Annotated in this window: 7 protein-coding genes and 1 pseudogene; 6 read left to right on the forward strand and 2 right to left on the reverse strand. The window is 67.4% G+C overall.

Annotated features, from left to right (window positions below):
* Positions 1–234 precede the first annotated feature (234 nt).
* From ACGFI8_RS44505 to ACGFI8_RS44520, 4 genes are all read left to right on the forward strand, one after another.
* Entirely contained in the window at positions 235–1,470 is a 1,236-nt protein-coding gene (locus tag ACGFI8_RS44505; protein ID WP_392814260.1) for a hypothetical protein, read from the forward strand.
* Positions 1,471–1,644: 174 nt separating this feature from the next.
* Positions 1,645–2,847 (forward strand): ThuA domain-containing protein, encoded by a 1,203-nt coding sequence (locus ACGFI8_RS44510; protein WP_392814263.1) that lies wholly within the window; start codon positions 1,645–1,647, stop codon positions 2,845–2,847.
* Between the two features lie 181 nt (positions 2,848–3,028).
* On the forward strand, positions 3,029–3,715 hold the full coding sequence (locus ACGFI8_RS44515) for a HEAT repeat domain-containing protein (protein WP_392814265.1): 687 nt from the start codon (positions 3,029–3,031) through the stop codon (positions 3,713–3,715).
* Positions 3,709–4,749, forward strand: a complete 1,041-nt coding sequence (locus ACGFI8_RS44520; protein WP_392814268.1) for a HEAT repeat domain-containing protein — start codon at positions 3,709–3,711, stop codon at positions 4,747–4,749. The genes ACGFI8_RS44515 and ACGFI8_RS44520 overlap by 7 nt, the downstream gene beginning before the upstream one ends.
* A 749-nt stretch (positions 4,750–5,498) precedes the next feature.
* On the opposite strand, the gene ACGFI8_RS44525 is transcribed toward ACGFI8_RS44520, so the two are convergent.
* The gene (locus tag ACGFI8_RS44525) at positions 5,499–5,837 is read right to left on the reverse strand and encodes a hypothetical protein (protein WP_392814270.1); all 339 of its coding nucleotides are present in this window, start codon (positions 5,835–5,837) and stop codon (positions 5,499–5,501) included.
* A gap of 271 nt (positions 5,838–6,108) precedes the next feature.
* On the opposite strand from ACGFI8_RS44525, the gene ACGFI8_RS44530 reads away from it, so the two are divergent.
* Together ACGFI8_RS44530 and ACGFI8_RS44535 are read left to right on the forward strand one after the other, a co-directional pair.
* On the forward strand, positions 6,109–7,425 hold the full coding sequence (locus ACGFI8_RS44530; RefSeq protein WP_392814272.1) for a cellulase family glycosylhydrolase: 1,317 nt from the start codon (positions 6,109–6,111) through the stop codon (positions 7,423–7,425).
* Between the two features lie 312 nt (positions 7,426–7,737).
* Positions 7,738–8,535: a hypothetical protein gene (locus tag ACGFI8_RS44535; protein ID WP_392814274.1), complete on the forward strand. Its 798-nt coding sequence runs from the start codon at positions 7,738–7,740 to the stop codon at positions 8,533–8,535.
* Between the two features lie 113 nt (positions 8,536–8,648).
* Here ACGFI8_RS44535 and ACGFI8_RS44540 read toward each other — a convergent pair.
* A pseudogene (locus tag ACGFI8_RS44540) lies at positions 8,649–9,256 on the reverse strand (Type 1 glutamine amidotransferase-like domain-containing protein).
* Positions 9,257–9,398: the final 142 nt, after the last annotated feature.

Genomic DNA, 9,398 nt, shown 5'->3' on the forward strand with positions numbered 1-9,398 from the left:
GTCACCGGCGCGCGGCGCCGTGCACCCGCCATCCGTGACGAGGAGTCCGGTCGGCACCGGCGTACTGTGCCCGTCGCCGCCCCGCCTAAACCCTGCCGACCGCGACGGCCCATCCTGCGACGTCAGCTCGCTCGATAATCCGGATCCGGCGGTGGCCGCCGTGGTACGCAAGACCCTACAAGGCGTACAGAACGGATCAATCGTGAGTCTCTATTTAGCCGAGCCGGTCGGCTGATGGCGCCCGGACACCTTCGCTCCGGTGCGCTCGCCGCACTCACCGCCGCCGCCCTGCTGCTGGGTGCGTGTTCTTCCAAGCCCGCACCGAAGAGCGCAGGCCCCGCCGACCACCACACGCCGGAGGCCATGCCCGGAATGAGCATGCCCGGCATGGCCACGTCCCGGCCGCCCGGGAGTTCGGGCGGAACCACCGCGCCGGGCGCCGCGCTGCCCGGCATGCCGCCGCTGCTCGACCCGCACGACGTCTACGCCGCCGACCGGCCCGGCGCGCTCGCCGCCGCGGTCAGAAACGACCCCGTCCGGGTGTACGTGCCGAACCTCGACAGCGACACCGTCTCCGTCATCGACCCGGCGACGTACCAGGTCATCCAGACGGTCAAGGTCGGCAACGCACCTCAGCACGTCGTGCCGGCCTGGGACCTGCGCACGCTGTGGGTCAACAACAACGACGGCAACACGCTGACCCCGATCAACCCGGCGACCGGCGCGTTCGGCACGCCCGTCCCGGTCGAAAACCCGTACAACCTGTACTTCACCCCCGACGGCAAGTTCGCGATGGTCATGGCGGAGCTGCTGCACCGCATCGACTTCCGGGACCCGCACACGATGGCGCTCGCGCGATCGGTGCCGGTCGACTGCTCCGGGGTGAACCACGCCGACTTCTCGGCCGACGGCCGCTACTTCATCGCGACCTGCGAGTTCTCCGGCGATCTGATCAAGGTGGACGTCCAGCGTCAGGAGGTGGTCGGCCAGCTGCACCTGCCACGCGACGGGGCGATGCCGCAGGACGTCAAGATCACCCCGGACGGACGCACCTGGTACGTCGCCGACATGCACACCTCCGGCGTGTGGATCCTCGACGGGGACGCGTTCACCGTGCGGATGTTCCTGCCGACCGGTGCCGGCGCGCACGGGCTGTACGTCAGCCGCGACTCGAAGCGCCTCTACATCGCCAACCGGGGCGAGGGTTCGGTGTCGATCCTGGACTTCGCCACCGGCACCCTCGTCGCCAAGTGGCAGATCCCCGGCGGCGGCAGCCCGGACATGGGCGGGGTCTCGGCGGATGGCAAGGTCCTGTGGCTCTCCGGCCGGTACAACGGCGAGGTCTACGCCATCTCCACGGACGACGGGCACCTGCTCGCCCGGATCAAGGTCGGCAACCAGCCACACGGGCTGTGCTTCTGGCCGCAACCCGGCCGGTACTCCCTCGGCCACACCGGCATCCTGCGCTGACCACGTTCGACCTCGACGCGAGCTTGACATGCATCGATGACGAGATTAGTTTAGGACTCTAACTAACCTGCCTGGATGACGCGTTCGTTCGGTTTCGGCGGCCGTGGCGCGAGTCGACCGGCAGGAGGCACAACCGCTAGTGCGTTGATCCGCCGATCCCAAGGAGTGCTCGCCATGGCGAGTCCGTCCATGCCGCGTCGCGCCGTGCTCGCGATGCTCACGGCCATCTGCTCCGCCCTCGGCCTGCTCGGCGCCGCCACGCCGGGCCACGCCGCGTCCTACGCGTCGTTCAAGGTGCTCGTCTTCTCCAAGACAACCGGGTTCCGGCACGACTCGATCCCGGCCGGCATCCAGGCCATCAAGAATCTCGGCGCCGCGAACAACTTCACCGTCGACGCGACCGAGGACGACACCCTGTTCACCGATACCAACCTCGCGCAGTACAAGACGGTGGTCTTCCTGTCCGCGACCGGCGATCCGGTCGGCACGCAGGCCGAGAAGGACGCCTTCCAGCGCTACATCCAGCGCGGCGGCGGCTATGTCGGCGTGCACGCCGCGGCCGACAGCGGCTACGCCTGGGCCTGGTACGGCAAGCTCGTCGGCGCCTACTTCAAGCAGCACCCGGCGATCCAGCCGGCCCGCCTGGTCGTCGAGGACACCGCACACCCGGCCACCAGCGGGCTGCCGTCGTCCTTCACCCGTACCGACGAATGGTACGACTTCCAGACCAACCCCCGCAGCACCGTGCACGTGCTGACGTCGGTGGACAACTCGTCGTACACCGGCTCGACCATGGGCACCGACCACCCCAACACCTGGTGCCAGAACTACGACGGCGGACGGGCCTTCTACACCGCGCTGGGCCACACCACCGAGAGCTACAGCGAGGCCAACTTCCTGCACATCCTGCTGGGCGGCATCCTGACCACGGCCGGCGCGGTGGCCGGCAACTGTTCGGTGTCCACCCCGCCCCCGCCGACGAACACGGTGATCAGCCTGCGCGCCCGGGCCAACAGCAAGTACGTCACCGCGGACAACGCCGGCGCGTCCCCGCTCATCGCCAACCGCACCGCGATCGGCCCCTGGGAGCAGTTCGACCAGATCGACGCCGGCGGCGGGTACATCGCGCTGCGGGCACACGCGAACAACCAGTACGTGTGCGCCGAGAACGCCGGCGCCGCGTCCCTGATCGCGAACCGGGGCGCGTTCGGCTCGTGGGAGAAGTTCCAGCTGATCCGCAACGGCGACGGCAGCGTGTCGCTCAAGGCCAACGCCAACGGCAAGTACGTGACGGCCGAGAACGGCGGCAACTCCGCGCTGATCGCCAACCGCACCGCGATCGGCCTCTGGGAGTCGTTCGACCTGATCACCTCGTGACACCTGGCCGGGTCCGCCACGAACCGGTGGCGGGCCCGGCGCGCCGGGTTGCCCCTTCGAGTAATCCGGGTCGACCTACAGCCGCAGCCGGGCCGGTCGCGGAGAGTACGCCGATGTCTACGGTGTCTCGCCCGTGAACTTGACATTGTCACTGTGACAAGGCCTTGACTGGCGGTTGGAGGTGGTCCCCATCAACTCGGAACACAGGTATGTACAGGACACGCGACTGCTCGACGCGTTGGCCGCTGGGAACTCGTCGACGCGGCTGAAGGCGGCCCTGGCAATCGGTACGCATCCCGAGCCCCGTTTCGTCGATGTGCTCATCGCACGGTGCGCGATCGAGCCGGACTTTTTCGTGCGCGACATGCTCACGTGGGCGCTGACCCGTCTCCCGCCGGAGATCACGGTTCCGAAGCTGCGCGCGGAGCTCCGTTCCGGACGCGCACAGGCCCGTAGCCAGGCGTTGCATACCCTGTCCAAGGTCGGCGACAGAAACGCGTGGCCCGCGATCACGCGGTCATTGCTGCACGACGCCGACGACGAGGTCGCGCGGAGTGCATGGCGTGCTGCGGTCGTTCTCGTGCCCGACGGGGAGAAGGAAGCGCTGGCCGCGGAACTGGCCGCGCAATTCGGCCGCGGCGACCGGGAGGTACGGCTGAGTCTGAGCCGTGCCCTCGTCGCGCTCGGTGACGTGGTCGAGCCGGTCCTGCGAACGGCGATGACACGTCACGACCCGACGGTGCGTGCGCATGCGAGCGCCACGGAGCGGCTCCTGCGCGACCCGGATGCCGGGTTCGACCTCGCCGTCGATGCGGCGAGACGGGTCGTCGCGCTCGGTCCGCAGCGGGAGGAGACAACTGCGTGCTGATCGGTGAGGTGGCGCGCCGCTCAGGGGTGAGCGCCCGGATGCTCAGGCACTACGACTCCCTCGGGCTGGTACGACCGACAGGCCGCACCGTGGGTGGCTACCGGGAGTACACCCCCGAAGACATCCGGCGGATTCTTTACGTGGAGGGTCTACGGTCCCTGGGACTGTCGCTGCGTCAGATCGCACGCACTCTCGACGATCCCGGATTCACCCCGTCCGCGCTGGTCGGCGACCTCATCCGAAAGACTGAAGAACGACTGAACCGGGAGCACGAGCTCCTCGAGCGGCTCCATACGGTCGATGCGGCCGAGCCCGCCGGCTGGCAGGACGTCGCGCGCATCGTCGAGCTCCTGCACGGACTCGGTTCGCAGAGTGCCGCGCGGCGACAGCAGGCCGTCCTGGCCCCGGCCGAGCACGCGTCGGTTCCCGCCGAGCTGCTGGCCAGGGCGGTCCTCACCGAATCCGATCCGAACGTCGCCGGGGCCCTACGGTGGGCCCTCGCGCGGGCCGGCGATGACGGTGGTGCGGCGATCCTGGCATCCGGCATGGCCTCCGACGACGTTGTCATCCGGCGGCGCGCGGTCCTGGCGCTCGCCGAGCTACCCGACGACGAGGCGACCGCGATGCTCACGGACGCGCTCGGGGACACGGACACGACGATCCGCAGACATGCCGCTCTCGCACTGGGTGCACGGGGTGTGACCCGAGCCGTGCCGACGCTCCTCGGCATGGTGGTCGAGGGCCCGAACGATGTCGAGGCGGGCGAGCTCTTGGGAACGTTGGCGCGGGACGCGAAATGGGCAGACCGGATCATGAGTGCGCTGGTCGATGAACTCGCCGCGCACACCGCGGACTCGGCGGTACGGATCCGACTGACCCAGGCACTCGCCGAGATGCCGGGAACCATCGCGCTGAATATCCTGCGGCAACTGGCCCACGACGATGATCGGCCCGTGGCCCTCATCGCCTCGGCCCTCGTGAAAATGCTCGAAGAACGGCCGGACGACGAACCCCGAGACGCCGCAGATCAGTAACCATCGTATCGGTCCGCTCTCGGTCGGCCCTGACAGCTGGCAACGGGCCGGTATGGTCATCGCCGTGGTGGCGAGGCCTGAGGCCGTGTATTGCGACGGGTGGAACGGCGGTGCTGGGCGCCCGAAACGACGAGGCCGTACGGCGCGCGGCCGTGGTCGGCGCCGCTGTCATCCGGGCTCGTCTCCAAGCCGGCGCTGTCGGCGGCGAACAGCACGTATCATCTGCTGCAGGCATCCTCGGACGAAAAAGGCCCCATGTCGCGGACGCGGCCGAGTGTTCTTCGGCGGAGTCATATCCCCAAAGCGGTATGGCACGACGTGCCTCACGTGCCAGGTCTCGACAGGCGCACTCAGTACGAGATAAGCCAGATCGAACTTCGGACAGCGAACGACTGGGCCCGGTACGGCCTTTGGCCGGGGGCAGTCGCAGAAGCGTTGACCGCTTGGCGTCGCATCGCAAAGCTTCCGCGCACACGGATCTCGTTACCGTGCGGCTGCTGCGGCCGTCATCCCCGCGCTCTGCTCCAGGAGGCGATAGACAGATTGTCCGCGCCGGCAGCGGCAGCGGTTAGGCGGCAACTGGCGCCACTCGATGATGAGTTCCACCGGCGAACAGTGTCGGATCCGCATCTGCCGGAAGCGTGGCCGTGGTGGGATCGGCGGTTCATGCTTTGAGTGCACAGTTATCGGAAGCCGGTCCTGATCGATGTAACAGCGAGTGACGAGCGTTATGTGGTAGATGAGGATGCTCATTCCGGGTAGCCGGACAGCGGATCTATCACCATGGTCTTGTTCTGGGGATCGGGTGTCAGCCAACCCGTTTTTCGCGCGCCGGGAAGCAGCGCCGGCCAGTCGATCTCATCCCGCGACCGCGTACCAGGATCGACGAGCAACACGAAGGTCCAAGATTCCTGCCCGCCGGGTCCACACCAGGCCTGGCCACGGACGCACGGCTCCGCACCGAGCAGGTCGTACTCCTCAGCAACGAGGCCGTCACATCCGTACCAGCGGAGGTGCTTGTCTTCGAAGCCTTCGAACTCTGTGCAGATGCGGAACTCCAGCCGTACCCAGAAATCCTTCTCATCCATGAAGGTCCCATCATCACGGCTCTTCGAACTTCACCTGGATTCGAGTGCGGGGGAGTGGGCTCGGGTGAGCACGTGACCCGGTGGTGAGGGCCTGCGGCTCATCGTTGATCATCTCTGTTGTCGAAGCAGGATCATCACAATAGAAGAGCCACGGGCATGGTCAACGATACGACCCGGTGGCCTACCCAACTCTGAGATACGCACCGGCACGGCAACGGGTCACCCCCGCCGGTGTGGATACGAGCGGCTGGTACGGGTAGCCGCACGAGGCGTGAGGTCCGTGTTGGTGGTCGCGCTCCTGCTGACCGGAATGCTCGGGCTGGTCGCCTTGCGCATGCCTGTCGAGGCGGACCCACAGGAGAAGCCGGGCACCGGTATCCAGGTCCGCGATGGTCGGCTCGTCGAGGCCAACGGCAGCGACCTTGTGCTGCGCGGCGTCAATTACGACGTCATATGGTACCCGGACAAGAGCGACTCGTTCGCCGCGATCAAGGCCGCCGGCGCGAACGCGGTACGGGTACCGCTCGGCTTCGGGTACCAGTTCCGGGAGGCCATGCCCGACGAGGTGGCGAACGTGGTCGAGGACTGCCGGCAGAACCGCCTGATCTGCATCCTCGACGCGCAAGACACCGCGGGATTCGGCGAGGAAAAGAAGGCCGCGACGATCGACCAGGCGGTCAAGTTCTGGCTGAGCATGCGTGACGTGCTGGTGGGCCAGGAAGACCACATCATCATCAACGTTGCCGGCGAGCCGTTCGGCAACGGCCCCACGTGGCCCTGGGTGGAGCAGACCGCAGGCGCGATCCGCGAGCTGCGCGCCGCCGGGTTCAAGCACGCGCTGATGGTCGACGCCCCCGGCTGGGGCCAGGACGAGTCGTTCATCATGCGGGACAACGCCGAGAAGGTGGTCGCCGCCGACCCCACCGGCAACACCGTCTTCGACATCCACATGTACGGCAGGTTCGGCACCGCAGCCAAGGTCAACAGCTATCTGAGTTCGTTCGTCACGCGCCGCCTGCCGATCGTCATCGGCGAGTTCGCCCTCGAGCACGAGTTTGGTGACCCGGACGCGGACGCGATCATGGCCTATGCGCAGGCGCGCGAGCTGGGCTACCTCGGGTGGTCGTGGAGCGGCAACGACGGCAGGAACAGAAATCTGGACATGGTGAACAACTTCGACGCCAACAGCCGCACGGCGTGGGGCAGACGGTTCATCAACGGGCCTAACGGTCTGACGACAGACACGCGAGAAGCCACAATCTTCCGCAACGCGGTACGGCCGGTGTCACTCACGACCGACCCCAAGAACCGCACACCGCAGCAGCTGTCCGTGGCCAACGTGACCGCAAACAGCGTCCGCCTGACGTGGCAGCGCCGACCCGGCGGGCTCGGCGGCACGACGTACCAGGTGGTGGCCGTCAACGGCACGGCGGAGACCCGCGTCGTCTCGACCTACGGCCCCGACGTGACGCTGACCGGGCTCAAGGGCTCGACGGAGTACACATACGCCGTCTACGCCCGGGACCTGTTCGGCAAACGCTCGTCGCGCTCGACACTGGTCACCGCGATCACTCCTCCAGCCCGGTAGCGGCCCGGGCCTTGCGGACCACGGCCACGGTGAGAAACCAGCGGCTCGGTCACCAACGTCACCGTGATGCCCTCGCCGGTCACCTCGATCCGCTGCACCGGCACATCCTACGCGGCGATACCCACCGGTCCCGTCCAAGCGCGAACCCGGAGATCGACCGCGGGCCTGAGTTCAGCGAGAGCAGCGCCGAGCGGGATGGTGTGAACGCCCGCCCACGAGCTAACGTGCCCATCGCTGACAGCCGTAGAAGCCGGCGACGCGATAGGCACGAACGGCGGCAGATCTGCGCATCCCCAATCCAAAGCAATGGTGTTGGATCATTTCGTGATCGATTGGGGATCGGTGCAGGACATCTCGGGTGGTTCTGGCGTAACGATTGGCAGGCTGCTCGACCGCATTGAACGCCGGCCGGCCGCCGCAGCGTGGGACGAGATCGAGCGGCGGCTCATCGTCGAGGCGGAGTGCTGGTGCTCAGCCGGTTTCGCTGCGCTGCCGAGACTCGCCGAGTTAGCCCTGTCCGCCGCCGCCGAGCATCAGGGCCGGGCAATGCAGCTGGCCGGGACGATCGTCCGATCCCTGCACCGGTGTCATCAGTACGATGACCTGGTACGCACCAGCGCGGAGGCCCTCACGGTGCTACACCGCATCGCCCAGCTCCGGCTGACCGCCGACTGCACCGGACGGGCCCTGGTGGCGCAGTTGCAGGACACGCTCGCGTTCGCCGGCTATACGTTCTGGGCCACGATCAGCCTGGACTTCACCGACGAGCACTACCATCTCAGCTGCCCGCACTGCGCCGCCCGCCTGGCGATCGTCATCGGCGACTACGGTCACTACTCGGCGATCCGCGACTACAACGACGGCGATATCCACCGCCTCCCGCTCCGTCCCGTCAACCCCCAGGATCTGACCGGGATTGGCCGGTGGATGCACGACACCGCCTCTGCCGACGGCGTGACCACGCTCGCCGAAGGCCTCACGTACCTGTTCGGCCGAGCCAGCTGCAGCATCTGCGGCAGCGTGTTCAACGTGGCCGAGTGGCTCGAGGCCGAGAACAGCCCGAGCCAACCCATCGACCCGATCGCGCCGCGTACCGACCGCTCGACCTGACAGGCCCTGTCCCAGGTCCTGAGGCCAGGTGAACGAAGACGCCGCCCAACACACACAGTCAACATGGATCGCGAGCGACTCGCGGCAGATCCGGATGGCCGCCGAGGTAACAATCACCCGAACTTCGTCCACTGCCCTTCAGAAACCACTTCGACGGAGCCGTCAACGACCTTGATGGCCGTCTGTTCGTCGATGGCGTAGGCCGGGACGCCGATGTCGGCCGCCCACCGCTCGGCGTCGGCCAGGGTGTTCGTGGGGAAGAGGTTCAGGTGCGGGAAGATCGAGAAGTCGACGACTCCCAAAGCTCGGTCGTCCGGCGCCGACGGCCATTCGACGAAGTACGCCCCGATCCGGGCGTCATCACCATGCTTCCCGCGCTCACCCCCACCCAGACCGTGTCGGGAAGCGAGGGCAGCAGATCGGCCAGCCCGGACTCTCGCATCCAGTGACACAGGTACGTCGCGTCGCCGCCGTCGACCAGCAGCACATCGGTCTCCCGGACCCAGGGAATCCATCGTTCTGCGTCGATGCTGGGCAGCGCCGTGAGCTCGAGGACACCGAGCGAAGCCCAGCCGAGGCCGGACAGGTACTGCCGATCGGGCGCGGGGTCGGCGGCCACGAAGCCCCGCACCGATGCCGGTCCGCACATCGGGTGACCCCACTGCGCTGTCGGGACGCAAAGGGCGCGGCACTCGGAGACCGGCTTACCGAGAAGCTGCAGGAGCGCCGAGCGGATGCTTGGGTTCGTTACACCGCCGGACGTAAGTAAGTGAGCGTCCGGGAACTCGGCAGGCGCATGGTCACAAGGCGATGAAGCACGGCGTGTAGTGGCTCGGCATGAAGCGAGCTCCTGGTAGATCGGC

This window comes from Dactylosporangium sp. NPDC048998 (genome assembly GCF_043197855.1).
Taxonomy (GTDB): domain Bacteria; phylum Actinomycetota; class Actinomycetes; order Mycobacteriales; family Micromonosporaceae; genus Dactylosporangium.

Coding starts and splice junctions, on each gene's coding strand:
- ACGFI8_RS44505 (WP_392814260.1), top strand. CDS start 235: ATGGCGCCCGGACACCTTCGCTCCGGTGCGCTCGCCGCACTCACCGCC.
- ACGFI8_RS44510 (WP_392814263.1), top strand. CDS start 1,645: ATGGCGAGTCCGTCCATGCCGCGTCGCGCCGTGCTCGCGATGCTCACG.
- ACGFI8_RS44525 (WP_392814270.1), bottom strand. CDS start 5,837: ATGGATGAGAAGGATTTCTGGGTACGGCTGGAGTTCCGCATCTGCACA.